Origin of the sequence: Rudaea sp. (assembly GCF_047601565.1) — a bacterium.
In the GTDB taxonomy this organism is placed as follows: Bacteria; Pseudomonadota; Gammaproteobacteria; order Xanthomonadales; family Rhodanobacteraceae; genus Rudaea.
On sequence record NZ_JASGIY010000001.1, the window covers coordinates 4,009,685 to 4,035,625 of the forward strand.

Here is a 25,941-nt window from a genome sequence, read left to right on the forward strand (position 1 = left end):
TGCCGGCCTTTTTCGAAGGCGAGGCATACGCAGACGCAAGCCAATCCGCTGCTGCTAAAATCGGGACTCGTCCGCGCCGCCCGATCCATGACACCCTCCTTCGTCCACCTCCACGTCCATAGCGACTACTCGCTGGTCGATTCGACGATCCGCCTGCCGGACAAGCCCGAGTACGGCGACCCGGCCAAGGCCGGCAGCCGGCCGAACCTGATCAGCCGCGCGGTGGAATCGAACCAGCCAGCGCTGGCGCTGACCGATCAGTGCAACCTGTTCGCGCTGATCAAGTTCTACCGCGCCGCCGAGGCGAACGGGATCAAGCCGATCGCCGGCGCGGATATCTATTTGCCCAATCCGCACGACGCACACCGGCCGTTCCGCCTCACCCTGCTCTGCCTCGACCGCGGCGGCTACCTCAATCTCGCAAGATTGGTTTCGCGCTGCTACCTCGAAGGCCGCCAGGGCGATTTCGTGCTCGCCCAGCCGGACTGGTTCCACGGCTGCAGCGACGGCCTGATCGCGCTGGCGGGCAGGCAGAGCGACGTCGGCCACCTGCTGATCGCCGGCAACGCCGATGCCGCGCGCAACGCCACGCGCGAGTGGCTGCGCTTTTTCGACGACCGCTGGTATTTCGAACTCACGCGCACCGGCCATGCCGACGAGGCGGCGTTCATCGGCGCGGCGATCAAGCTTGGCGCCGAACTCGACCTGCCCTGCGTGGCGACCAACGACGTGCGTTTCCTGTCGCGCGAGGACTTCGAGTCGCACGAGGCGCGCGTCTGCATCCGCCAGGGGCGCCTGCTCAGCGACCCGAAGCGGCCGCGCGACTACACCGCCGAGCAATATCTGAAATCGGCCGAGGAGATGGCGGAGCTGTTCGCCGATCTGCCGCAGGCGTTGGAGAACAGCGTCGAGATCGCCAAGCGCTGTAATCTGGAACTCGGCTTCGGCAAGTATTACCTGCCCGACTTCCCGGTGCCCGCCGGCGAAACCATCGACAGTTCCATCCGCAAGCAGTCGCACGCCGGCCTCGAAGAGCGCCTCGCCAAGCATGGCGTCGCGGAAGGCCACGCGCGCGAGGACTACGTCGCCCGCCTCGACCGCGAACTCGACGTGATCGCGAAGATGGGCTTTCCCGGCTACTTCCTCATCGTCGCCGACTTCATCGGCTGGGCGAAGTCGCACGGCATCCCGGTCGGACCGGGGCGCGGCTCCGGCGCGGGTTCGGTGGTGGCGTGGAGCCTCGGCATCACCGACCTCGATCCGCTGCGCTACGGCCTGCTGTTCGAGCGCTTCCTCAACCCCGAACGCATCTCCATGCCCGACTTCGACGTCGACTTCTGCATGGACGGCCGCGACGCCGTGATCGACTACGTCGCGCGCAAGTACGGCCGGGAAAAGGTCAGCCAGATCATCACCTACGGCACGATGGCGGCGAAGGCCGTGCTGCGCGACGCCGGCCGCGTGCTCGGCATGGGCTACGGCCAGGTCGACAGGATCGCCAAGCTCATTCCGATGATCCCGACCGACCCGATCACGCTCGAGGACGCGCTAGGCCGCAGCAAGAAGTCGCGCGAACGGCCCGACCGCATCGTCGCCGAATTCCGCGATCTCTACGAGACCGACGACGACGCGCGCGAACTGATCGATCTCGCGCTGAGCCTCGAAGACCTGACGCGCAACGCCGGCAAGCACGCGGGCGGCGTCGTCATCGCGCCTTCGCCGCTGACCGATTTCGCCCCGCTCTACTCCGAAGGCGGCAACGACGGCGTCGTCACCCAATTCGACAAGGACGACGTCGAGTCGGTCGGCTTGGTCAAGTTCGACTTCCTCGGCCTGCGCACGCTGACGATCATCGATTGGGCGGTCAAGGCCATCAATGCGCGGCGATCTGCTTCCCTTCTCCCACCGGGAGAAGGTGCCCGAAGGGCGGATGAGGGAAAAGCCTCGCACGAAACAACGGCGCAGAAAAATCGCAGCGTTCTTCCCTCATCCGGCGCTTCGCGCCACCTTCTCCCGGAGGGAGAAGGGAAACAAGAGCTCGACATCACGCGCATTCCGCTCGACGACCCCGAAGTCTACGCGTTGTTCAAGCGCGCACAGACCGTCGCCGTATTCCAGTTCGAATCGCGCGGCATGCAGGGCATGCTCAAAGAGGCCAAGCCCGACCGCTTCGAAGACCTGATGGCGCTGACCAGCCTGTTCCGTCCCGGCCCGATGGAGCAGATCCCGAGCTTCTGCAAGCGCAAGCACGGCGCGGAACCGATCGACTATCCCGACGCGCGCGTGGAACCCGTGCTCGCCGAGACCTACGGCATCATGGTCTACCAGGAACAGGTCATGCAGATGGCGCAGATCGTCGGCGGCTATTCGCTCGGCGGCGCCGACCTGCTGCGCCGCGCGATGGGCAAGAAGAATCCGGCCGAGATGGCCAAGCAGCGCGAGATCTTCCGCGACGGCGCGGCGAAGAACGGCGTCGCCGGCGACAAGGCCGACGCGATCTTCGACCTGATGGAGAAGTTCGCTGGCTACGGCTTCAACAAGTCGCACGCGGCAGCGTATGCGCTGGTCTCGTACCAGACCGCATGGCTCAAGGTGCACTACCCGGCCGAATTCATGGCCGCGGTGCTGTCGAGCGACATGGACAACACCGACAAGGTGGTCAATTTCCTCGACGAGGCGCGCGCGATGGGCGTGATGGTGCGTCCGCCCGACGTCAATGCGTCGGTCTACATGTTCCGCGCCGAGGACGACGGCAGCATCCGCTACGGACTCGGCGCGATCAAGGGCGTCGGCCGCGCCGCGTGCGAGAGCATCGCGGGTGAACGCGAGCGCGACGGCGCGTACAAGGACCTCGCCGATTTCTGCCACCGTGTCGACCCGACCAAACTCAACAAGCGCGTGCTCGAAGCGCTCGTGCTCTCGGGCGCGCTCGACGCGCTCGGCCACAACCGCGCCTCGCTGATGGCGCAGGTTCCCGAGGCGATGAAGGCCGCCGAGCAGCAGGCGCGCGACGCCGAGATCGGGCAGGTCGATATCTTCGGCGCGACCGCCGCCGCGCCGATCGAACTGAAACTGACCGTCGTCGACGACTGGCCGCTGCAGCAGAAGCTGATCGGCGAACGCGAAACGCTCGGCCACTATCTTTCCGGCCACCCGACCGAAGCCTGGCGCGAGTTGCTCGTGCAGCTTGCCGATGCGCCGATCGGCGACGTGGCCAGGCACTACAAGCCGCCGGCGTCCGACCAACGCCGCGGCCGCTTCAACGACCAGCCGTTCACGGTCGCCGGCCAAGTCGTATCGATGCGCAACCGTGGCGACGCGATGGCCTTCGTCCAGCTCGAAGACTGGTCCGGCCGCATCGAAGTCAGTCTGTTCCGCGAAGTGTTCACCGAATACCGCGCGCTGCTGACGCGCGACGCCATCCTCGTCGTCGAAGGCGGCCTTTCGGTCGACGAATTCAACGGCGGCTTCCAGTTGCGCGCGCGGCGAGTGTCCACGCTCGACGAAGCGTTAGCGCGCCAGGCGCGCCTGCTGCGCGTCAAGCTCAATGGCGTCGATGCGGGTTTCATCGCGAACTTGCAACAGGCGATCGCCAGCCACCGCGGCGGCAAGACTCCGCTGCGCCTGAGCTACGCCAACAAACTCGGCCGCGGCGAGATCGAACTCGGCAACGCCTTCCGCGTGCGCGCCAGCGCCGACCTGAAGCGCAGCCTCGACGCCCTGCCCGGCGTGCTCGACACCGAACTGCTGCTCGGCAAATCGGACGCCGACACATAGCGCGGGGCCCTGCACCGGGAAGACGCGGCCGCGGTCACGCTCGAACGCGACGGCAAATCAGTTGCGATGATCAAAATATATTTCATTGGCTGCGTAAACAGCGCCACGGCATTCTACCGGGGTTTCCTGCCCCTGCGCCTGCTGCCCGGAATCAGGGTCTTCCACAACAATGGCGTGACGAAAGGCGCATTGCGGTTTTCGGGAGTGAATACGCTATCCCGAAAGGAGGTACTGGATTCCGACATGATATTTTCCTCAAGAGCTGCGGACCGACAAACGACCGACTTCCTGCTGCAAGCCAAGGCTCATGGCAAGAAAATCATCGTCGACTATGACGACGATTTTTTCAACGTCGAGAAAAACGACCCGTACTACGACGTTTTGACTTCCTTGCGGCAAAGCGTGATCGACCAGCTCGTTGTCGCGGACCTGATAACGGTGAGCACGGACCACCTGCGCACGACTTTCATCGAGGCGATCAAGAGTGCGCTGGGCAACGCCTGCGATGCGCGATTCGAAAGCAAGATCCATGTGGTGCGCAACACCCTGATCCCGGGAATGCAAAGTTTCCCCGACTTGACGGAAAGTCATTTCGAAAAAAGGCTGAAGGAAGAAAAACCCCATTTCCTGTGGCGTGGCAACCCCACCCACAAATTCAGCTTCGACATGATGAGAAACTTCGACGGGATCCGGTTTACCTGTCTCGGCATGAACAGTGGGTTGACCGGAAGCAACATCAGGAATATCGGATGGCTGGATTTGATCCAGTACATGAAGTTCATAAAATCATCGGACGTGCTGTACTTCCTGAAACCGCTGCACGACATCAATGGCAATGACTGCAAATCCGATATTTCCGCCTTGGAGGGATTGACGGCCGGAGCCTTGACCCTGGCTTCGCCGAAAAAGGAATTCATCGGCAAGCCATGGATAATCAACGTCGCCGACGACGATTGGGACCTGAGCGCCCTTGCCGGCAAGGTCAAGGAATTGGGTCCGAAGGAAATGCTGACCGCCTACGACATTGGCGTGAGCTTTTATCGTGACGAATTGTCGTTTCAAAAAATGCAAGGGCTAAGATTGGCTCTTATCGAGAAGTTGATGGAGTCTTGAACTAGAATCCCAAAAAAAAACGCTTTCCATCACGTTGCTTAAATGTAGAAACTGCCCGCGTTCTTGAGTGAGAGCCTGACCTACCTTCGCGGCAGCGAGCGGGTTTGAGATGCGGAACGGGCCAAGCGGTTGAACATCGACCCCCGGTTTGCCGACCCCGCACACGCCATGGCAACGCTGCAGCAACGAGAGCTCCAACTGCATACTGCGCCAGGTCATGCCGAAGGGCCGGATCTGCCACGAATGGCTCAATCATGTCGTCGATCTCATGGATGGGCGACTGCGCGAAACGCTGGACCGCATGACTGCAGTGATGGTGATGAGCAAGTAAACCGCTGCGCTCGACGTGTTGCGCCCGATTCTTGCGACGGCCCACTCTTCATGTGTCTCGGCACTTCTCAGCATTAAAAAATTTTCATCTGCCAACGCCGCAATGGACTTGCAAAGCGAAACCGAATAGCTTATGCGCGCGGCCAGTCAGTCGAAGGATTTCGATTGAATGCGGTGTGCCGTGTTGGTGCTTGACCTGCGTGTGGCCTCGGATCTTTTCTCAAGTCGAGGCCATGCCGTGCGTAGACGGAAATTTCGTACCTTGGTCTTACTCCATCCGCTTTTCTGGAAGAGGGAATTTATGAAAGCTCATCGCACATCGTTTGTAATCTACGCACTGCTTTTCTGCATTGCAGCAACTCATGCCGCGTCCAGTCCGGTCACAGGCATCGAGGATGCCATCAGCCACGCCACCGACGAATGCAACGGCGCCGTTGTACTGACCCCTCAGCCAGGAACCGAATTCATTCCGTTGGACATCAAAACTCCAGATGGCGTGGAGTCGTTCTATGGCAAAGCGGCACGGCTGCAAGTCACGTGGCTCGATACGATGACCTGCACGCCGCGCAGGAACCACGCCAGTATTTCAAGTTCCTCGTTTTATTCGGCAACCACGAATAGCGTCATCGGTGACAATTGGGCGGGCTACCAAATCTCCAATTACTCACGATTCGTGCAAGCAGGCTGGCATGAACCGCAGGTCATCTTGCCTAATCCAGGCTACGTTAATTATAACCCGGCGGCATTCGAATACGATGCTGCCGTTTGGCCAGGCATAGGCGGCGGACACAACGGAACCTTGCCGCTGATGCAATCCGGAACGGACGGGTACCTCGACATCAATGGGTCTGTGAGGCACTATTTTTGGTGGCAAATCTACGGTGGCTCCAAAGGAACAGCCTACTCGAACGAGATCAACCAGATCTCAGTCCATCCCGGTGACGACGTAGCTGACTCAACTGTCTGGGTAGAGGATTATTCCTATTCGCCGTACGGTACAGCGATGATGGGTGTATGCAATTACACGGCAGGCGTCTGCATACACTTCAATGTCAGCCATGTAGAGCAACCCGGCAGTACTACGGAATGGATCGTCGAAGCCCCCTCGAATGGCGCTGGCACGTTGCCACTTGCCCGGTTCGGAACCGTCAGCCTTTAGAACGCGTGCTGGTCTTCGTCGTCCGGGTCCATAATAGTCACTCCCGGAGGCGTCGTTCAACCCGTCGGATCGAGCGGTAGCGGGACAACCAACTGTCAGTCCATCAGTGCGGGCAATTCCCTGACTGCGCTAGATCTTCAACAAAACGTGTTGAGCGGTCCGCAGATATTAGCCTCTCCGGGGTCCATCAGCACAAACGGTTTGAATTTCACCGTGTACTACTACCAACCTCACTGATCTGGGTTCCTAATTGGTGTCGTGGCTCAATTGCCCCTTCTCCCGCTAGGAGAAGGGGCGGAGGCTGATGAGGATGGCATTGCCGAAGGTGGTAAATTTTTCCGCGGCACCCCGCCCGAAGCGCTTTGCGCTTCGACCTCTCCCGCCAGCGAGGGAGGTGCTCATGTGAGACTCGACGCAAATCAGATTCGGGTTTTGCGCTTGAGCTCGAATTTTCCAAGCGGTCGCGTCTCAACTCTTTTTGAGAGGTATCCCATGAAAATATCCATTGACTCTCTGGCCCTCCCGCGCCGTGCCGCGACTGCGGCTGCTTTGATATGGATTCATACGGCCGCATTCGGGGCCATGCCATCCGGAGAGCATCCGACGCTATCCAGCACCGGGCGCAACGACGCGCTAGAACTCGCTCTGCCTTTATCGGCGCCGGCGATGCCGGCCATGACAATCCCGCCGCCATTCGACGCCAATCAGTTCGGACTGACCGGCACGTGGTATGACCCGAAGACCTCGGGCCAAGGGCTGGTGATCGAGGTCTATCCTGATCCAATCACCGGAGTCGCCGGCCTGTTCGGCGGCTGGTTCACGTTCGATTCCCGCGGCAATCCGCAATGGCGCACGCTGCAGGGCCAACTCGCGTCGGCGGACGGCGCGATGTATGCGCTCGACATCTATACCAACACCGGCGGCAACTTCAACGCGCCGCCGAAGGCGACCGCCGTCGCCGACGGCACGGCCACGCTCGCGTTTTCCGATTGCGGCCACGCCACATTGGTGTACCAGTTGGCCGATGGCAGCGGCGGCACGATCGATGAGGTCAATCTGGTCGCTTCCGGAGTGTGCAGCAATCAGGTGCCTTTGCCGACCACCTATTTCCCACCATTCGGTTACGAAAAATCCTTGCTTTCCGGCGCCTGGTACGACCCGCAAACCAGCGGTCAGGGCTTCGTGTTCGATGTCAGTCCGGGGCAATCGCTGCTGTTCGGGGCGTGGTACACCTACGCACCACAGGCGGAAGGCCAAAGCGGAGAGGCCAGCCAGCGCTGGTTCACGCTGCAGGCGCCATACACTTACATCTCCGAAGGTTTGAGCGTCACCCATGTGCCCGTCTACGCGGTGACCGGTGGCCGCTTCAACCAAGCGTCGAACGTCACGAAATCGCAGGTCGGCACCGCCGACATCACGTTCACCTCGTGCACCACGTTGACGATCGACTACACGTTCACCGACGGCGAGTTCGCCGGGCTGTCCGGTTCGTTGGACGAGCAGAAAATCGTGCCGAACCCGGGGTGTCATTGAAAATGTGACTCCGGGCACATTCGCATGCCAACGCACGCCAACGCAGATGACTTCCCGCAAGGAATCGTGTACGTTGGTAAACGAAAGTAGCAGGTTTCTGCACTTTCCGTCAGGCACGCCGGTAGGCGGCGTGCGCGAAGGATCGAGGTGCCGCGATGATGTTTCACAAGGCATATCCCTCTCCGTTCGTTTCGCTTGCGTATCGCTCCCGTCGCGCTGTGGGCCTCGCCTTGATGGTAGCGCTTGTGGCGCTACTGAAATGGTCCGTGGCCGGGTCGGCCGACGCTGTCGTAACGATCGGCTCCGGCTTCAGCGCACTCTGGTACGACCCCGCGCGCAGCGGCGAAGGCTTGCAGCTCGAAATCCTGGATGCCGAGCGCGCCTGGGTCGAGTGGTACACCTACGATGAGCAGGGCGGCCAGCGCTGGCTCGTCAGCCTCGGCCAGATCGTGCACGACACGGCGGGCGATTCCATCGAATTTTCGGAACTGTACGTGACCCGCAACGGCCGCTTCGGGCCCGACTTCGATCCCAAGCAGGTCGTGCGCGAGGTGGCGGGAAACGCGACGCTGACGTTCGGCGACTGCAACAGCGGCACGTTCCGCTACGCGGCGTTCGGCCAGGCGCAGGCGCTGCCGGTCAAGCGCCTGTCGCAGACGATGGGCGCGGGCTGCACGCAGGTCAACGGCGTGCCGGGGGAGCCGGTCATGCCCTACGCGGGGCAAAGCGGCAGTTGGTACGACGTCTCGCACAGCGGCGAAGGCTTCGGGCTGCAATGGATGTCGCGCAACGAGGCCGTAGTGACCTGGTTCACCTACGATACGTCGGGCAATCAGGTCTGGCTGGAAGGGCTCGGCGAAGAACGCGACGGCGCGATCGTGTTCGATCATATGCTGCGCACCTCCGGCCCGCATTTCGGGACCGCGTTCGATCCGGCCAGCATGCACAGCGAGGACTGGGGCACGTTGACGCTGCGTATCGACTGCAACCAGGGCACGGCGCATTACGTGTCGAGCCAGAGCGAATTCGGCTCGGGCGATCTGAACCTGACGCGGCTCACCGGTTTGAAGAAGCCCGGCTGTCCGGCGGTCAAGCCCAAACTGACCGATCTCTACGACATCACTTGGGACGAACTGCCGAACGTGAAGGCGACGCCGCAGGAACCGGGTTACTCGGCGCAATCGATTGCCGACGACGGCACGGTCGCGGGCCTGCACTTCTCGCAACTGGCCCTGTGGCATCCCGATACGCGGGCTTGGGAGGATGTGCCGCGGGAAATCACCCCGGCCCCGGGTGCCGTCATCTCGCCGGATGGCTCCAAAGTCATTGCGACCGATTTGATTTACGCGCAGGACTCCAACCCACCGAATATCCACACGCTGCTGTGGCAGCGTTCGACAGGGTGGCAGCCCCTGCCGGGCCTCAACATGTCCATTGCTTACAGGACTTCCCACAATTTCGGATATGTCGTCGGCACCGGGCGTGACACATGGGACGGGATCGATAGCATTTGGGTTCAAGCCCTGGACGGAATCCAGCGGCTGATCCCGGTAACCGATGCGGTCCGCCTTCCAAGCGCCGTCTCCAACGATGGCAATACGGTCATCGGCGTCACCTTGCGTTTTCCCACGAGCTTTCCCAAATCGGTTGCCACCCGGTGGGACGGCGACGCCGCACCGACGATCATGCACGATCCCGCCGGAGAAGAACTGGCGGTGCCGACGATTTGCGATGCCAATTGCAACATCGTGTACGGGACCGGTCTCTACAACTGCGATCCCAACCACGAGCATCTGGGCGAAACCTGGTTCCTCAAGAGCGACGGGACGTTCGAATATTTCGGCGCGCTTGCCGATGCGTCTGCCCATTTGTCGGCCAATTGCGACTTGTACGCCCCCACCGACGTCACGCCCGATGGTTCGATGGCCGTGGGCGTATACGTGATCGATGCCCCCCGGGGGTACCCCGCTGCCGGCATGCAAAGGGCTTTCATATGGACGGAGGCCACGGGCATCGTCTCGGTGCGCTCGCTGATCGATGATCTCGGCATCGGGGACGACGATTGGGACTTGATCAGAATAGCGGCCATCTCGACCGATGGACGCCAGATTCTCTTGGCCGGACTGCACCGCCTGGATTTGTTCCCGATTGCGAATCCGCGATCGGTCGTATTGCATCTGACGCCCAAGGTGGTCCCGGACTGAGATCATCGCAAAGCCATGCTTGGGCACGGTGAAGTCCGGATTGCAACGGACTACCCTCCCGACCGCGGACCGAGGCCAATCCAACGCAAGGAGACATGCCATGAAACGCAGCAATCTGTCGGCTTCGATCTTTCTCGGCCTGGTGGCCAGTGCGGGCAGCGCCCATGCGACATCCGTGCAGTACGCCCCTGACGTGCTCACTCAAGTAGAGAAGCTCTACGGGATCAGCGAAGACGCGGCGATCTCGCGTCTGGCCAAGGAATACGAAGCGGCGGAACAGGCGCGCAGCATCGAGGCGCTTCAACTGCCGGGTTATGCGGGCAGTTGGTTCGATGCCGCCACGCAAAACCTGCATGTAGCGACCGCCAGCAAGGACGACTTCAGCGCCATCGAACAAACGGGCGCAACTCCGGTGCTTGTCGCTCACGGCTTGGCCGAACTGGAGGCGACGCGCAAGGATTTCGGCGATACCCTGGTGTCGACCGTCGGGAGCAAAAACGTCCAGAAATCCTATGTCGACGTGGCGACGAATGCCGTCGTCTTCGGAATCAAGCAAAACGTTCTGGAGCAGGCGCAGGCGCTCGTGAAGTTGCGTGCGGACTCGGACGTTTCCATCCAGTTGCAACCCGAGGCGGTGGACTTGGGTTTCTCCTCCAACCTGCTTGGGGCCGATGGGACGCAAAACGCCTCGTGGCACAGCCAGGACGGCGAGACTTACCCGTGTTCGGTCGGTGCATCAGCCGAGAAGGTCAGCGGATCGAGCTACACGGCGGGGTTCGCTACGGCCGGTCATTGCAACGTTGTCGGCAACTCCATCTCAACCATCGGCGGGACCAGCCTCGGCACGACGATGCAGTCGACCATGTATGCCGACAGCAGCGCTTTCGGTTTCGGTTTTTCGTACAACGAGGATGGCGCCTGGGTTGCGACAAATTCGGGCTGGACGCCGAAGGCGCAGATCGACGGCTACTCGAGCGGGACGCTGAACGTCAGCAGCACCTGGGCCGGATTGCTCGCGGCCACGGCGGGCAGCACGGCCTGCCGCTACGGCGAAGCTTCCGGCGGCCCGCATTGCGCCGCAATTACCGCGCGCAACGTATCTCTCAACCTCGTCGGCTTCTGGTTCTACGGCATGATCGAAGTCGACGGCATCTGCACGAACGACGGCGATTCCGGCGGACCGCTCGTCACGCCGTCCAATCAGGTGCAGGGCACCGTCACCGGCGGCACGGAGAATTCTTGTCCGGACAGCAGCGGCGACGTGGTCTACTTCCAGCCCATCGCCACGACCCTGAATCGCGCGTCATCGGTGCTCAACAAGCCTGTCGCGATGCTTACATCGCATGGCCGCAGCGCACCGACGGTTTCCGGATACCTGTGCCCGGATTCGGCCAACAGCGGCGCCAACAAGTATGTTTGCAGTTTCACCAACTACGATTCCCAAGGATCGACAACCACAACCTGGACGACGAATACCAGCTCATCCACGCCCAGCAGTGCCGCCACCCTGCGCGGGACATGCACCACCGGGCAGACGGTGAATGTCTCGCTGGCGCTCGTCGATCCGTACGGGACGACGAACCAGAGCAGTTCGTTCCCGTGCCCGACGAATCCATTGCCCTGAGCCGGACCGGCCGAATGCAATGGCACACTGGCTTGAAGTCGCAAAACGGCGCCGAACATGGCAGAATTGCGCGTTCTCAGCGGCATATGCCGCCCTGCCCCTAATTTTTTCCCGATGGCAAAAGACGATCAAATCGAAATGGAAGGCACGGTGCTCGATACCCTGCCGAACACCATGTTCCGCGTACAGCTCGAGAACGGCCACGTCGTGACCGCGCACATCTCCGGGCGCATGCGCAAGAATTACATCCGCATCCTGACCGGCGACAAGGTCAAGGTCGAGATGACGCCCTACGACCTGACCAAGGGCCGCATCACCTACCGCCATCGCTGAGCGGTTCGGATCGGGTGCGTCGCCCGCGCAGAGCAGAACGGCGCCATGAGGGCGCCGTTTTTTCGCGTCACGGGATACCGATCACTCGACCACGGCGGCTTGTTTCTCGTCCGCCTCGACGCGCACGTCGAGCTTGCCGTCCTTGACGCCGAGGAACACCTTGCCGCCATCGGCCAGCTTGCCGAACAGCAGCTCGTCGGCGAGCGGACGCTTGACGTTCTCCTGGATCACGCGCGCCATCGGCCGTGCGCCCATCTGCTTGTCGAAGCCGTGTTCGGCCAGCCACTGGCGCGCCTCGGCATCGACGGTCAACGCGACGTGCTTCTCCTGCAACTGCGCTTCGAGTTCGATCAGGAACTTGTCGACCACGCGCAGGATGTGCTCGAAATCGAGCGAAGCGAACTGGATGACCGCGTCGAGGCGGTTGCGGAACTCCGGCGTGAACGCGCGCCGGATCGTTTCCATCGCGTCGGTCGCATGGCTCTGCTCGACGAAGCCGATCGAGCGGCGCGCGGCCTGCGCGGCGCCCGCGTTCGTCGTCATCACGAGGATGACGTTGCGGAAATTCGCCTCGCGCCCGTTCGTGTCGGTCAATTTGCCGTGGTCCATGATCTGCAACAGGATGTTGTAGACGTCCGGATGCGCCTTCTCGATCTCGTCGAGCAGCAGCACGCAGTGCGGATGCTTGGTGATCTGCTCGGTCAGCAGGCCGCCCTGGTCGAAGCCGACGTAGCCCGGAGGGGCGCCGATCAAGCGCGACACCGAATGCGGCTCCATGTACTCGCTCATGTCGAAGCGGATCAGCTCGATGCCGAGTTGCATCGCAAGCTGGCGCGTCACCTCGGTCTTGCCGACGCCGGTCGGGCCGGCGAGCAGGAAGTTGCCGATCGGCTTGGTCGCGTTGCCGAGGCCCGAGCGCGCCATCTTGATCGACGCGGCGAGCGCCTCGATCGCCTGGTCCTGGCCGAACACGACCATCTTGAGGTTGCGCTCGAGGTTGCGCAGCACGTCGCGGTCGGAGGTCGACACCTGTTTCGGCGGAATGCGCGCCATGCGCGCGACGATGAACTCGATCTCGGGCACGTCGACGACGGCCTTGCGCTGATCCTCGGGCAGCAGGCGCTGGCGCGCGCCGGCCTCGTCGATCACGTCGATCGCCTTGTCGGGCAGCAGGCGGTCGCCGATGTGCTTGACCGACAGGTCGACCGCGGCCTTGAGCGCCTCGTTCGTGTATTCGATCTTGTGGTGCTCCTCGAAGCGCGACCTGAGGCCCTTGAGGATTTCCACGCTCTCGGCCACGGTCGGCTCGACGACGTCGATCTTCTGGAAGCGCCGCGCGAGCGCGCGATCCTTCTCGAACACGCCGCGGTATTCCTGGAACGTGGTCGAGCCGATGCAGCGCAGTTCGCCCGAGGCGAGCACGGGCTTGATCAGGTTCGAGGCGTCCATCGTGCCGCCCGACGCGGAGCCCGCGCCGATGATGGTGTGGATCTCGTCGATGAACAGGATCGCGTTCGGCTCCCTCTTGAGCTGCGCGAGCACGGCCTTGAGGCGCTTCTCGAAATCGCCGCGGTATTTGGTGCCGGCGACGAGCGCGCCGAGGTCCAGCGCGTAGATCGTGCACGTCTTGAGCACGTCGGGCACCTCGCCCTCGACGATGCGCTTGGCCAAGCCCTCGGCCAGCGCGGTCTTGCCGACGCCGGCCTCGCCGACGTAGAGCGGGTTGTTCTTGCGCCGCCGGCAGAGCACCTGGATCGTGCGCTCGACTTCCTCGATGCGGCCGATCAGCGGGTCGATCTTGCCCGCGCGCGCCTGCTCGTTGAGGTTGCTCGCGAACTCGGTCAGCGGGTTGCCGCGCGGCTCCTCGCCACCCTCGCCTTCCTTGCCGGTTTCGGTCTGCACGGGCGAGGGATCCTGCGCGAGCTTGGCCACGCCGTGGGAAATGTAGTTGACCACGTCGAGCCGCGTGACTTCCTGCTGGTTGAGGAAATACACGGCGTGCGAGTCCTTCTCGCCGAAGATCGCGACGAGCACGTTGGCGCCGGTCACTTCCTTGCGGCCGGACGACTGCACGTGGTAGACCGCGCGCTGCAATACGCGCTGAAAGCCGAGCGTCGGCTGCGTGTCGCGCTCGTCGCCGCTCGGCAGCACCGGCACGGTTTCGACGATGATCGACTTCAGATCCTTGCCGAGCTTGGTCAGATCGGCGTTGCACGCGCGCAGCACCGCGGCGGCCGACGGATTCTCGAGCAGGGCGAGCAGAAGGTGCTCGACCGTCATGAATTCGTGGCGCTGCTCGCGCGCGTCCTTGTAGCACTGGCCGATGGTGAGTTCGAGATCCTTGCTGAACATGGAGGGCTCCGCTTATGCGCTCATCCCTGATCGCGAGAATCACAAAGCGGTCATCCTGACCGCACTTTTCGATGGAAAATCTGCCTGGATCGGGATATGGGGAGAACTTACGCCTTTTCCAGCGTGCACAACAGCGGGTGCTGGTGCGTGCGCGAGAATTCGTTCACCTGGGTGACCTTGGTTTCGGCGACTTCGCGCGTGAACACGCCGCAAACGCCGCGCCCGCGCGTGTGCACGTGGAGCATCACCTGGGTGGCTCGCTCGCGATCCATGTTGAAGAACGTCTGCAGCACCACGACGACGAAGTCCATAGGCGTGAAATCGTCGTTGAGCAGCAGCACCTGGTAGAGCGGCGGTCGCGCGATTTCCGGGCGCGCCTCCTCGACCACGGCGCCGTGCTGGGGTTCGTGCAGTTTGTCCGGGGTCTGTGCCATCGTTGCGCCTGTACGCCTTGCGTTCGAGTATAACGCCGGCCGTGCGGGAACGCGCCTGCGCGCACGCCATCTGCTGCCGTTGCGGTGCGTTTCAATGACGGTGCATTCATGCGACCTCGGGTAGAATCGTTCGTTCCGCAAAGTCCCCGCCCACCGATGTTCGAGCGCTCCGCCGCCTCCGCCGACGCCGTCTGGCGCCCGCGCGTCACCGTCGCCACCGTCGTGGAGGATGGCGGCCGCTTTCTCCTCGTCGAGGAAAGCATCCGCGGCGAGCTCGTGCTCAACCAGCCGGCGGGGCATCTGGAGCGCAACGAATCCCTGCTCGACGCCGCCGTGCGCGAGACGCTCGAGGAAACCGGCTGGACCGTCGCCCTGACCGGCTTCGTCGGCGCGTACCAGTGGAACACGCCCGACGGCAGCGCCGAATATCTGCGTTTCACCTTCGCCGCGCGGCCCGGGCGCCACGACGCGCAGCGGGCGCTGGACGAAGGCATCGTGCGCGCACTGTGGCTGACGCGCGAGGAAATCGCCGCGCAACCGCAACGCCACCGCAGCCCGATGGTGCTCGGCAATATCGACGACTGGCTCGCCGGCCGCCGCTTTCCGCTCGATGCGGTGCGCTCGCTGCTGGCAGGAGCCGCCCTGTAACCGTTCGTGCCTGCGTCGCCACGCTCGGCGCGAACGGTCTTCGCAAACCGATCCGTATGACGAAATCCCGGCAAATCATCGTGGGCATGTCCGGCGGCGTCGACTCGTCGGTCGCCGCGTTGCTGCTCGCGCGCGACGGCGCGGACATCGCCGGCCTGTTCATGCAGAACTGGGAGGAGGACGAGCGCTTCGGCGAATGCCAGGCCGATCGCGACCGCGCGGACGCGCTGCGCGTCTGCGCCAGACTCGGCATCGCGTTCCATACGCGCAATTTCGCCGCCGAGTACTGGGACCAGGTGTTCGAGAATTTCCTGTCCGAGTACCGCGCCGGACGCACGCCGAATCCCGACGTGCTGTGCAACCGCGAGATCAAGTTCAAGACGTTTCTCGACCACGCGCGCGCGCTCGGCGCCGACCGCATCGCGACCGGCCATTACGCGCGCACCGACTGCGTCGACGGCCGCCACCGCCTGCTGCGCGGGCGCGACGCGAACAAGGACCAGAGCTATTTCCTCTACACGCTCGGGCAGGAACAACTCGCGGCGACGCGGTTCCCGGTCGGCGAACTGCCCAAGCCCGAGGTGCGCGCCCTGGCGCGCGAGGCCGGGCTGCCGACGCACGGCAAGAAGGATTCGACCGGCATCTGCTTCATCGGCGAACGCGATTTCCGCGAGTTCCTCGGCCGGTACATTCCCGCCCGGCGCGGCGAAATGCGCACGCCCGACGGCAAGACGATCGGCGAGCACGACGGCGTGATGTACTACACGCTGGGCCAGCGCAACGGCCTGGGCATCGGCGGCCGCCGCGACGCCGACGGCGGCGCATGGTACGTGGTCGGCAAGGACGTTGCGGACAACGTGCTCTACGTGGCCCAGGGCGGCGAGAACGAATGGCTGCAGTCGCAGCGCCTGACCGCCGCCGAACTGAGCTGGACGGCGGGAACCGCACCGCAGACGGAGTTTTCCTGCACCGCCAAAACGCGCTACCGTCAGCCCGACCAATCTTGCCGGGTGCGCGTGAACGAAAATGGTTGCGACGTGGAATTCGACACTTTCCAGCGCGCCGTGACGCCGGGCCAGTCGATCGTGTTCTACCGCGACGAAGAATGCCTCGGCGGTGGCATCATCGCAGCCACCGATGCCGCGTTCGGAGGATTGCCCCGCTCGCTCCTCGCCCCCCGCTCCCCGCCCCTCGCATGAGAGAAGAACGCATCATCGCCCTCGCCGGCCTGCTCCAGGCCGTCGCGCTCGTGCGCGCGATCGCCGCGCGTGGCGGCGCCGATGCCACCGCGATGCAGCCCAGCCTCGCCAGCATCTTCAAGATCGATGCGGACAGCCCCGCCGACGTGTTCGGCGGCATCGGCAAGCTGCGCGCGGGGCTGGAAACGCTGATCGCACAACTCAACGACGACAAGCGCGATCTCGCCGTCACCCGCATCGCCATCGCAGTGATGCGCATCGAAGGCAAACTGCGGTCGCGTGCGGCCATGCGCGGCAAGCTGCGCGAGGGCATCGAGACGATCGCGCGACAGACCGCCGGCAGCCCGGCGACCGACCCGCTCGTCACAGCGCGTCTGGCCCAACTGTATGTCGATACGATCTCCACGTTGACCCCGCGCATCGTCGTCGAGGGCGATCCACAGTTCCTGCGCCAAGACGCCCAGGCCGCGCAGATCCGCGCACTGCTGCTCGCGGCGATCCGCGCGGCCGTACTCTGGCGCCAACTGGGCGGATCGCGCTGGCGCCTGCTGTTCCGTCGCCGCCAGTACTCGATGCTGGCGCGCGGCCTGCTCGCGCAATGCACGCTGAGCGGTTCGTAACCTCCCCGCAGGCCCTGTCCACGGCACACGCGCCCGCTCGATTCCGCCTGCCGCCGTCGCTTCCGCAATGCAGCAGACTGCGCGATAATAAGAGGCTGACTTCCCCGCCCTCACTCGATACGCCAGGAGTTCTCCCATGACCGATTCCTTCGCCACCCGCGACACGCTCGAGGTCGGTGGCAAGAAGTACGCGATCGCCAGCCTCGCCAAGCTCGGCCAGAAGTTCGACATCGCGCGCCTGCCGTACTCGATGAAGATCCTGCTCGAGAACCTGTTGCGCCACGAGGACGGCATTAACGTCACCGCGAAGGAAATCGAAGCCGTCGCCAACTGGGAGCCGAAGAAGGAGCCGGATACCGAAATCGCCTTCATGCCGGCGCGCGTGGTGCTGCAGGATTTCACCGGCGTGCCGTGCGTGGTCGACCTGGCCGCGATGCGCGATGCGATCGTCAAACTCGGCGGCGACGCATCGAGGATCAACCCGCTGATCCCGTCCGAACTCGTGATCGACCATTCGGTGCAGGTCGACGTGTTCGGCGAGGCCGACGCGCTCGACCTCAACGTCAAGATCGAATTCGACCGCAACAAGGAGCGCTACGGCTTCCTGCGCTGGGGCCAGACGGCGTTCAACAATTTCAAGGTCGTGCCGCCGCGCACCGGCATCGTCCACCAGGTCAATCTCGAATACCTTGCGCGCGTCGTCGCGACGGCCGACAAGGACGGCGCGACCTGGGCGTTTCCCGACACCGTGTTCGGCACCGATTCGCACACGACGATGATCAACGGCATCGGCGTGCTCGGCTGGGGCGTCGGCGGCATCGAGGCCGAGGCGGCGATGCTCGGCCAGCCCTCGTCGATGCTGATTCCGCAGGTCGTCGGCTTCAAGCTCACGGGCAAGCTCCCCGAAGGCACGACTGCGACCGACCTTGTGCTGACCGTGACCCAGATGCTGCGCAAGCATGGCGTCGTCGGCAAGTTCGTCGAGTTCTACGGCGACGGCCTGCAACACCTGCCGCTCGCCGACCGCGCGACGATCGCGAACATGGCGCCCGAATACGGCGCAACCTGCGGCATCTTCCCGATCGACGCCGAAGCGCTGAACTATCTGCGCCTGTCGGGCCGCGACGAGAGCCTGGTCGGCCTCGTCGAAGCCTATGCGAAGGCGCAGGGCCTGTGGCACGACGCGAATTCGCCGCATGCGGAATTCTCCTCGACGCTCGAACTCAGTCTCGCCGACGTGAAGCCGTCGCTGGCCGGCCCGAAGCGCCCGCAGGACCGCGTGCTGCTGCAGGACGTCGGCAAGAGCGCCATGGAGTCGGTGAAAGCGCTGGCCGCGAACCGCAAGCCGAAGAACGGCGCCGAGGCGCGCTTCGCCAACGAGGGCGGCGACACCGCAGTCGGCCACGACGCCAGCGTCAACGGTCCGGGTCAGCACGTCACGCGCAACGGCGTCGATTTCAAGCTCAAGGACGGCGCGGTCGTGATCGCCGCGATCACCTCGTGCACGAACACCTCGAACCCGGCCGTCATGCTCGGCGCCGGCCTGCTCGCGCGCAATGCGGTCAAGAAAGGCCTCAAGGCGCAGCCGTGGGTCAAGACCTCGCTCGGCCCGGGCTCGCTCGTCGTCACCGACTACCTCAAGAAAGCCGGCGTGCTCGGCGACCTCGAGAAGCTCGGCTTCTTCGTCGTCGGCTACGGCTGCACCACGTGTATCGGCAACTCGGGCCCGCTGCCCGCAGAAATCTCCAAGGGCATCGGCGACGGCGACCTCGTCGTCGCCTCGGTGTTGTCGGGCAACCGCAACTTCGAAGGCCGCGTGCATCCCGAAGTGAAGATGAACTATCTCGCCTCGCCGCCGCTCGTCGTCGCCTACGCGCTGGCCGGCACGGTCGACATCGACCTGACCACGCAGCCGCTCGGCAAGGGCGGCGACGGCAAGGACGTCTACCTCAAGGACATCTGGCCGAGCAACAAGGAAATCGGCGACACGATCGCCGCGACGCTCGGCCCGCAGCTGTTCAAGCAGAACTATGCCGACGTGTTCAAGGGCGACTCGCGCTGGAACTCGATCGCCGCGCCGGTCGGCGAGCGCTACGGCTGGGACGAGAAGTCGACCTACATCAAGAACCCGCCCTATTTCGACGGCATGCGCATGCAGGTCGGCAAGATCGACGACATCTCGGGCGCACGCGTGCTCGGCATCTTCGGCGATTCGATCACGACCGACCACATCTCGCCGGCCGGCGACATCAAGGCGACCTCACCCGCGGGCCAGTTCCTGCAGGCGCACGGCGTGGTCAAGGCGGACTTCAATTCCTATGGCTCGCGCCGCGGCAACGACGACGTCATGGTGCGCGGCACGTTCGCCAACATCCGCATCAAGAACCTGATGCTCGGCGGCGAGGAAGGCGGCAATACGCTGTACAACGGCACCAAGCTGCCGATCTACGACGCGGCGATGGAGTACAAGAAAACGGGCACCCCGCTCGTCGTGCTCGCCGGCAAGGAATACGGCACCGGCTCCTCGCGCGACTGGGCGGCCAAGGGCACGCTGCTGCTCGGCGTCAAGGCGGTGATCGCGGAGAGCTTCGAGCGCATCCATCGCTCTAATCTGGTCGGCATGGGCGTCCTGCCGCTGCAGTTCGTCGACGGCCAGAACGCGCAGACGCTCGGCCTCAAGGGCGACGAAGTGTTCGAGATCGCCGGCCTACAGGACGGCGCGGCGAAGGACGTCACGATCGTCGCCAAGGGCAGCGCCGGCGAGAAGAAGTTCAAGGTCAAGGTGCTGCTGCTGACGCCGAAGGAAGTCGAGTACTACCGCCACGGCGGCATCCTGCCGTACGTGCTGCGCCAGCTCGCCTCCCCGCCCAAAGCGGCGTAACTTAGGCCGATTCCCGGCCATGACACGAAACGCCCGGCAGTGCGCTGCCGGGTGTTTTTTGCGCCGCGTAAACTGCAAGCGTCAACGTTCCGCGCGCACCCGCCCTATGGTCAGCGCGCTCGCCACGGAAAAAACGGCGGCGATCGCAAACAGGCTCGTGTAATCCCCGCCGGCGAATAGAACCGCCGAACCCAGCGCGGGCGCGATCGACTGCGGCATGGCGCTCGCGATATTGAATATGCCCAGATTGGCCGCCGCATGGGTTTCGCGATTGGGCAGCACGTCGACCGCCAGCGCGAAATCGACGGCGAAATAGGCGCCCATTCCGGCTCCGGCAACCGCCGCGCCCAGGAGAAACTGCGGATAGGTAGCGGCCAATGCGATCGTCAACATCGCGACCGCGTGGATCGACGCCGCCGCGCATATGAAGATCTTGCGCCGCCGAAAAACGTCGGACAGACGCCCGCTCAAAACGCTGGTAATCGCCACCGCGCCGGATTGCGCCAGGGTGATGCCGAGGATCAGTTGGGGAATCTCGGCCGCTTGCCGTCCGTGCTGATGAAGCAGGAAAAACACCTGATACGTCATCATCACGGCGACGCTGGTCATCAACAGAAACCGGCTGACCCAAACCCATGCGAAATCGGGACAACGCAGCGGCGCAACCCACAGCATGAAAAATTCGCCAATGCGCAACGCGGGCGTCTTTGCGCGCAGGAGAACGCGATCCGGCAACACCCAGGCGAGCCACACCGCCGTGACGATGGCGACCAGTGCCGGAACGAGAAACATGCCCGCAACCGAATCCGCCCAGAACCGGGCCAAGCTGGTGCCCATGATCGAGCCTACCGGCATGCTGAGACTTACGAGGCCGGAAACGGTTCCGCGCCGCTGCGGCGGAACCTGGTCCGACAGTATCGCCGCGAGCGCGGACAATTGCGCGTTGCAGGCAAGCTGAGTAAAGCACCAACCGAGCAAGAGCGCGCCGATCGACTGCGCCCACGCCACGACGGCCAGTCCGGCCGCGCCGCCCAACGCACCCAATATCAGCCATGGACGACGCATGCCGAAACGCGAGGTCGTTCGATCGGAGAGACGACCGAACAGCGGATTGGCGAGCATCGCCACCAGCGCTCCGGCGCCCGCGACCAGGGACAGACTGGCTGCGGCATGATCGGGATCGAGCGAGCGAGCGCGCAGTTGCAAGCCCAGCAGAATGGGCGGCAGCAACGCCGCCCACAAGCCTGCGTACGCCATCGTGTAGGCAGCGACGAAGCGTCGGTTCATGCGGACTGCGGGCGGCTGCATCCTAGGCAATCCGCCGGCGGTCCCGCCACGTTGACTGCGTCTGCCCGCGCATCGTCGTTGTGTTCGCAAGCCTGTCGTTAGCGTTTCTTTGGTGACGAAACGTTGCGGGAGCGCGCGACACGTCCCGGCTGCGCAGTGGATTCGCGCAGATGCAGCCGATAAGGAATGCGCAGATGCTTGCGCAAGGACGGCTCGCGAATCGCGCGCAACACCAGTTCGACCGCGCTGCGCGCCATCTCGCGGCAAGGCTGTTGCACCGTCGCCAGCTCCGGCGATACCAGAAGCGATGCGTGGATGCCGTCGAAGCCGCAGACCGACAGCTCGCGCGGCACGCGCAGCTTGCGCTCGTGCGCAACCCGTATCACCCCGCAGGCCATCTCGTCGTTCGCGGCGAAGATCGCCGTCGGCGGATCGGGCAGATCGAGCAGTTGGCGCCCCCCGGCGACGCCGGAAGCGAAGGTGAAATCGCCCCCCGTCACCAGGGCCTTGTCGTACTCGATGCCGCCGTCGCGCAGGGCATCGCGGTATCCGGCCAGCCGCCATGCGTGCGCGCCGTGGCCCTTGAGTCCGGCGATGTGACCGATGCGCCGATGGCCGAGCGCAAGCAGGTGCTCGACGATGTCGGCTGCGGCACGGCGCTCGTCGAAGCCGACATCGATGCGCGTCTCGCCCAGCTTCGAGGAGATCGTCGCGTAGCGCACGTCCAGTTGGTCCAGACGCCGCAACAATTCGACGTTGTTGGCGTGCGGCGGGACCAGCACCAGCGCGTCGGGCCGGTTCTGCGCGATGAATCCGTCGACCGCGGCGATGAGATCGTCTTTCGAATCGAAGGGGTGCAGCACCGGGTTGTACGCAGTGGATTCGCAGGCCTGCAATACGCCGACGATCAATTCCATGATGTAGCTCGATCCGGCCAACGGATTGTCGTAGAGCAGACCGACGAGATGGGATCGATTGCCGGCCAGACTGCGCGCCGAAGGATTCGGCACGTAATGGAGCGCCTTGATCGAGGCTTCGACGCGCACACGCAATTTTTCGCGAACGTTCGGATGACCGTTGATGACGCGCGACACGGTCTTGATCGAAACGCCGGAGTGCGCAGCGACATCTTCGATTCTGGCGGGCATGAATTCTCTGACCTGATCGAGCTTGACGCGGCATTCTATCCGAGTGCTTTTCTTCTGGCACATGACGGGCACGAACGTAGCGTTCGCGACGTCGGGCAGGCGCGCAAACAGCCGCACGAATCCATCTCGTCATCCGCGCGCTATTTTTTCCGCGCCGCAGCGCTCACCTCGAACGGCACGTTGGCGTAGGCGGCCTTGCCGTTCTGACGCACCACGACGAACAGCCGGTACGCTCCAGGCTCGGCCGGCGCAGTCAATTCGATGCGTCTTCCGTTCGCCGCACCGATCAGACCCGGCAGCGCAGGCGGCGCCTGTTCGGCATCGCCGCCGATTTTCTTGTCCGGACTTTCCGGCGTCAGTTCCCATTCGTAGACGAGCGCAGGCGCGGCGTCCGACGCCGCCTCGGCGCTGCGCGCATTCGCCTCGGCCGCGTAGCGTGCGCCGGGCGCCAGGCGAATGTTGTCGCGCGCGCCCTTGCCGTCGAGGCGCAAGTCGAGCAATTGCGGCGCGAGGCGGTTCGGGGCGTGGCCGGTGAAGGCCGCTTCGAGCGCATCGATCGGCTCGGTCGGCGTGCCGTCGCGCAGGAACAGGCCGAACCAGGTCGCGGTGTATTCCTGCTTCCAGCCCCACAGGAACGCATAAGAGCCCAGACAACGATCGCGCATTGCCGCAATCGCCCGCGCATAACGCGCGGCGAACGCGCGCCGTTTTTCCGTGCTGGTCTGCTCGATCGCCGCGCCCCAAGGCGTCTTGGGAACTTCCCAATAGCCGTCCATGCCCCATTCGGTGATCAGATACGGGCCGCGCCAGCCGTAGGCGTCGAGCTGGCGGCGCGTGTCGCCGATCGCGCCGTATTCGTTGACGCCGAGGATATCGATGCTCGGTGCGCGCGCACGAATCCGCCGCACGACATCCTTGCGCAGACCCGCGGTGACCGTCATCGCCGGATGATGGGGATCGGTCGCGTGGATGTATTTCGCCAACGTTTCGACCGCGTCCCAGACCCGCGGATCGTGCGATTTCAAATCGAGTTCGTTGCCGATGCCCCACGCCAGCAGCGCGGGATGATCCTTGTATTTGTCGATTTCCGCCTTGAGCGCATCGGCCTGCTTGCGCACGGCCGCGGCATCTCCGTAATCGAAGCCAATGCGTTCCGGCGTGAGATGCAGGCCGAGCAGAACGGTCATGCCGCGCTTCTGCGCCTCGTCGAGAATGCGTCCGGCGTCCCGGGTGTCCCAAGTGCGGACGGAATTCGCGCCGATGCGCGCAGCCAAGTCGAGATCGCCGTTGCCGCCGACGCCCTTCACGAAATACGGCGCGCCGTCGCGCAACAGCACCCAGCGATCGCCTTCGCGCCGCGCATGCGTTTCGACCGCGCGCGCGCAGACATCGCTCGCGACCAACAGAGCAAGGCACGCCAATACAAAACCGAATCGCATCATGGTTTTCGTTTTCCTCGAGGGGAACTGCCGCTCGTCCGGTGAAGACGGCGGCCGCGGCGGGCCATTGTCGCAGGATTCGCCGGCAAATTGACAGCGCTGGTATTGACAGCGCTGGTATTTGAGAGTTGACTACGCGCCACAAGAAAGAACCGCCGCCCCGACGCGGCCGAGGGAGAAACAATGATCACATCGTCTGCAACGCAGGCAAGCTGCGGCTGCGCCGCCGCATCGCCGCACGCGAATCGAACGCATCCGCCGGAAACGCAAAGTCGCGTGCGCGGCCGCCGCTGCGGAGCAACCCTATGATGAGCCGCCGGGCCCTGATCCGTTCCGCGGCCGATCTGGCGCTGGCCGCCGCGTTCGGCCCCGTCGCGTCGCGCGGTTTCGCCGCCGCGGACGGCGCGACCGCGACCGCCGCACGCCATCCGTCCGGCCTGCGCGCAGGTGAATTTCCCGCGGGCTTTCTCTGGGGTTCGGCCACGGCCGCCTACCAGGTGGAAGGGGCGTGGAACCTCGACGGCCGCGGCGAGTCGATCTGGGACCGCTACGCGCACACACCCGGCAAGATCAAGGACGGCGGCACCGGCGACGTCGCCTGCGACAGCTACCACCGCTACCGCGAGGACATCGAACTCGCCGGAAAACTGGGTCTGCGCAGCTTCCGCTTTTCGATCGCCTGGCCGCGCGTGCAACCCGACGGCCGCGGCGCAGTCAATCCGAAAGGGCTGGATTTCTACAAGCGCTTCACCGATGCCGTGCTCGAAGCCGGCATGCGTCCGTTCCCGACGCTGTATCACTGGGACTTGCCGCAGCCGCTCGAAGACGCCGGCGGCTGGCCGAACCGCGATACCGCGCAGCGGTTGACCGACTACGCGAAGATCGTCGTCGACGCGCTCGGCGACCGCATCGGCCAATGGACCATCTTCAACGAGCCGAACATTTTTACCGAACTGGGTTATCTGCGCGGCATCCATGCTCCCGGACGCAAGGATGCGCCGGCTTTTTTGCGCGCCACGCACACGGTGAATCTGGCCCAGGGCATGGCCTTCCGCGCGATCAAGGCCAGCCGGCCGAACAGCGAAGTGGGCGTCGTGGTCACGGTCGATCCGATGCTGGCGGCGACGCCGTCCGCCGAGGACAAGGCCGCGGCCGAGCGTTTGTACAAGTTCCACAACCTCTGGTTCACCACGCCCGCGCTGACGGGGCGCTATCCCGATGGCGTGCTGCCGCGCGAGCGCCAGAGCGAACTGCTCGGGCTGCGCGAGGGCGACGAAACCCTCGTGCGCGCCGCGCTGGATTTCCTCGGCCTCAATTACTACTCGTCGTGTTTCGTGCGCCACGACCCGGCGGGCAACGGCGTACCCGGCCTGAATGCCAAGGCGGAGGATCTGCCTGCGACGATGGCGCCGGGCCACACCGATTTCGACTGGAAAATCTATCCGAAAGGGTTCCACGACATCATCCTGAGCATGGCCGCCCACACCGGCCATATTCCGATCGAGATCGCCGAGAACGGCGCGGCTTACAACGTCGGCCCCGGGGCGGACGGAATGATCCACGACGACAAACGCATCGCCTACACGCGCGCGCACTTGCTCGAACTCTCGCGCGCGATCCGCGACGGCGCGCCGGTGCGCGCCTATCACCATTGGAGCCTGCTCGACAACTTCGAGTGGAGCGAGGGTTACACCCAGCGCTTCGGACTGGTCTACGTCGATTTCAAGAACGGACAGAAACGCACGATCAAAGATTCCGCGGCGTGGTACGCCAGGGTCATCGCGTCGAACAAAGTGGTTTGAGGTTCAAACGAAACACACAAGAAGTCGGAAACAAAGCGTACGCGGTCCGCGAAGTGGA

At 64.0% G+C, this 25,941-nt stretch carries 17 protein-coding genes; 12 read left to right on the forward strand and 5 right to left on the reverse strand.

All coding sequences use genetic code 11. The features are described from left to right. Positions 1 to 87 precede the first annotated feature (87 nt). The 7 genes from dnaE to infA all read left to right on the forward strand — a co-directional run bounded on the left by dnaE (position 88) and on the right by infA (position 12,073). Entirely contained in the window at positions 88 to 3,777 is a 3,690-nt protein-coding gene (gene dnaE / locus QM741_RS17930; protein WP_415208990.1) for a DNA polymerase III subunit alpha, read from the forward strand. 66 nt (positions 3,778 to 3,843) lie between these two features. Continuing rightward, positions 3,844 to 4,890: a hypothetical protein gene (locus QM741_RS17935; protein ID WP_415208991.1), complete on the forward strand. Its 1,047-nt coding sequence runs from the start codon at positions 3,844 to 3,846 to the stop codon at positions 4,888 to 4,890. A gap of 631 nt (positions 4,891 to 5,521) precedes the next feature. Then, positions 5,522 to 6,379 (forward strand): G1 family glutamic endopeptidase, encoded by an 858-nt coding sequence (locus QM741_RS17940; protein ID WP_415208992.1) that lies wholly within the window; start codon positions 5,522 to 5,524, stop codon positions 6,377 to 6,379. 675 nt (positions 6,380 to 7,054) lie between these two features. Continuing rightward, complete coding sequence (locus tag QM741_RS17945) at positions 7,055 to 7,912, forward strand: hypothetical protein (RefSeq protein ID WP_415208993.1); 858 nt, start codon at positions 7,055 to 7,057, stop codon at positions 7,910 to 7,912. A 266-nt stretch (positions 7,913 to 8,178) separates the two neighbouring features. Next, positions 8,179 to 10,116 (forward strand): hypothetical protein, encoded by a 1,938-nt coding sequence (locus QM741_RS17950; protein ID WP_415208994.1) that lies wholly within the window; start codon positions 8,179 to 8,181, stop codon positions 10,114 to 10,116. Positions 10,117 to 10,144: 28 nt separating this feature from the next. Continuing rightward, the gene (locus QM741_RS17955; RefSeq protein ID WP_415209158.1) at positions 10,145 to 11,740 is read left to right on the forward strand and encodes a S1 family peptidase; all 1,596 of its coding nucleotides are present in this window, start codon (positions 10,145 to 10,147) and stop codon (positions 11,738 to 11,740) included. Positions 11,741 to 11,854: 114 nt separating this feature from the next. After that, on the forward strand, positions 11,855 to 12,073 hold the full coding sequence (gene infA, locus QM741_RS17960) for a translation initiation factor IF-1 (RefSeq protein ID WP_018974609.1): 219 nt from the start codon (positions 11,855 to 11,857) through the stop codon (positions 12,071 to 12,073). An 81-nt stretch (positions 12,074 to 12,154) separates the two neighbouring features. Here infA and clpA read toward each other — a convergent pair whose 3' ends face one another. Beyond that, positions 12,155 to 14,425 carry an ATP-dependent Clp protease ATP-binding subunit ClpA gene (clpA, locus tag QM741_RS17965; protein WP_415208995.1) on the reverse strand — a complete coding sequence of 757 codons (2,271 nt, stop codon included), beginning with the start codon at positions 14,423 to 14,425 and terminating at the stop codon, positions 12,155 to 12,157. A 107-nt stretch (positions 14,426 to 14,532) separates the two neighbouring features. Then, complete coding sequence (clpS, locus tag QM741_RS17970; RefSeq protein ID WP_415208996.1) at positions 14,533 to 14,859, reverse strand: ATP-dependent Clp protease adapter ClpS; 327 nt, start codon at positions 14,857 to 14,859, stop codon at positions 14,533 to 14,535. A gap of 156 nt (positions 14,860 to 15,015) precedes the next feature. Here clpS and QM741_RS17975 point away from each other — a divergent pair, with 156 nt between their 5' ends. The 4 genes from QM741_RS17975 to acnA all read left to right on the forward strand — a co-directional run bounded on the left by QM741_RS17975 (position 15,016) and on the right by acnA (position 20,207). Then, positions 15,016 to 15,507, forward strand: a complete 492-nt coding sequence (locus tag QM741_RS17975) for an NUDIX hydrolase (RefSeq protein ID WP_415208997.1) — start codon at positions 15,016 to 15,018, stop codon at positions 15,505 to 15,507. A gap of 56 nt (positions 15,508 to 15,563) precedes the next feature. Next, positions 15,564 to 16,706, forward strand: coding sequence for a tRNA 2-thiouridine(34) synthase MnmA (gene mnmA / locus QM741_RS17980; protein ID WP_415208998.1), 1,143 nt, complete (start codon positions 15,564 to 15,566; stop codon positions 16,704 to 16,706). Continuing rightward, positions 16,703 to 17,326 (forward strand): high frequency lysogenization protein HflD, encoded by a 624-nt coding sequence (hflD, locus tag QM741_RS17985; RefSeq protein WP_415208999.1) that lies wholly within the window; start codon positions 16,703 to 16,705, stop codon positions 17,324 to 17,326. The genes mnmA and hflD overlap by 4 nt, the downstream gene beginning before the upstream one ends. 136 nt (positions 17,327 to 17,462) lie before the next feature. Beyond that, the gene (gene acnA / locus QM741_RS17990) at positions 17,463 to 20,207 is read left to right on the forward strand and encodes an aconitate hydratase AcnA (RefSeq protein ID WP_415209000.1); all 2,745 of its coding nucleotides are present in this window, start codon (positions 17,463 to 17,465) and stop codon (positions 20,205 to 20,207) included. A gap of 81 nt (positions 20,208 to 20,288) precedes the next feature. Here acnA and QM741_RS17995 read toward each other — a convergent pair whose 3' ends face one another. The 3 genes from QM741_RS17995 to QM741_RS18005 all read right to left on the reverse strand — a co-directional run bounded on the left by QM741_RS17995 (position 20,289) and on the right by QM741_RS18005 (position 24,081). Next, positions 20,289 to 21,494 carry an MFS transporter gene (locus QM741_RS17995; protein ID WP_415209001.1) on the reverse strand — a complete coding sequence of 402 codons (1,206 nt, stop codon included), beginning with the start codon at positions 21,492 to 21,494 and terminating at the stop codon, positions 20,289 to 20,291. Positions 21,495 to 21,592: 98 nt separating this feature from the next. Then, the gene (locus QM741_RS18000; protein WP_415209002.1) at positions 21,593 to 22,642 is read right to left on the reverse strand and encodes a LacI family DNA-binding transcriptional regulator; all 1,050 of its coding nucleotides are present in this window, start codon (positions 22,640 to 22,642) and stop codon (positions 21,593 to 21,595) included. A gap of 140 nt (positions 22,643 to 22,782) precedes the next feature. Further along, the gene (locus tag QM741_RS18005) at positions 22,783 to 24,081 is read right to left on the reverse strand and encodes a hypothetical protein (RefSeq protein ID WP_415209003.1); all 1,299 of its coding nucleotides are present in this window, start codon (positions 24,079 to 24,081) and stop codon (positions 22,783 to 22,785) included. A 308-nt stretch (positions 24,082 to 24,389) separates the two neighbouring features. Between QM741_RS18005 and QM741_RS18010 the strand changes: the two genes are divergently transcribed. After that, positions 24,390 to 25,883, forward strand: coding sequence for a GH1 family beta-glucosidase (locus QM741_RS18010; RefSeq protein WP_415209004.1), 1,494 nt, complete (start codon positions 24,390 to 24,392; stop codon positions 25,881 to 25,883). Positions 25,884 to 25,941 lie beyond the last annotated feature (58 nt).

Coding starts and splice junctions, on each gene's coding strand:
- QM741_RS17935 (WP_415208991.1), top strand. CDS start 3,844: ATGATCAAAATATATTTCATTGGCTGCGTAAACAGCGCCACGGCATTC.
- clpA (WP_415208995.1), bottom strand. CDS start 14,425: ATGTTCAGCAAGGATCTCGAACTCACCATCGGCCAGTGCTACAAGGAC.
- QM741_RS18010 (WP_415209004.1), top strand. CDS start 24,390: ATGAGCCGCCGGGCCCTGATCCGTTCCGCGGCCGATCTGGCGCTGGCC.
- QM741_RS17995 (WP_415209001.1), bottom strand. CDS start 21,494: ATGAACCGACGCTTCGTCGCTGCCTACACGATGGCGTACGCAGGCTTG.
- acnA (WP_415209000.1), top strand. CDS start 17,463: ATGACCGATTCCTTCGCCACCCGCGACACGCTCGAGGTCGGTGGCAAG.
- QM741_RS18005 (WP_415209003.1), bottom strand. CDS start 24,081: ATGCGATTCGGTTTTGTATTGGCGTGCCTTGCTCTGTTGGTCGCGAGC.
- infA (WP_018974609.1), top strand. CDS start 11,855: ATGGCAAAAGACGATCAAATCGAAATGGAAGGCACGGTGCTCGATACC.
- dnaE (WP_415208990.1), top strand. CDS start 88: ATGACACCCTCCTTCGTCCACCTCCACGTCCATAGCGACTACTCGCTG.
- QM741_RS18000 (WP_415209002.1), bottom strand. CDS start 22,642: ATGCCCGCCAGAATCGAAGATGTCGCTGCGCACTCCGGCGTTTCGATC.
- QM741_RS17940 (WP_415208992.1), top strand. CDS start 5,522: ATGAAAGCTCATCGCACATCGTTTGTAATCTACGCACTGCTTTTCTGC.
- hflD (WP_415208999.1), top strand. CDS start 16,703: ATGAGAGAAGAACGCATCATCGCCCTCGCCGGCCTGCTCCAGGCCGTC.
- mnmA (WP_415208998.1), top strand. CDS start 15,564: ATGACGAAATCCCGGCAAATCATCGTGGGCATGTCCGGCGGCGTCGAC.
- clpS (WP_415208996.1), bottom strand. CDS start 14,859: ATGGCACAGACCCCGGACAAACTGCACGAACCCCAGCACGGCGCCGTG.
- QM741_RS17975 (WP_415208997.1), top strand. CDS start 15,016: ATGTTCGAGCGCTCCGCCGCCTCCGCCGACGCCGTCTGGCGCCCGCGC.
- QM741_RS17945 (WP_415208993.1), top strand. CDS start 7,055: ATGACAATCCCGCCGCCATTCGACGCCAATCAGTTCGGACTGACCGGC.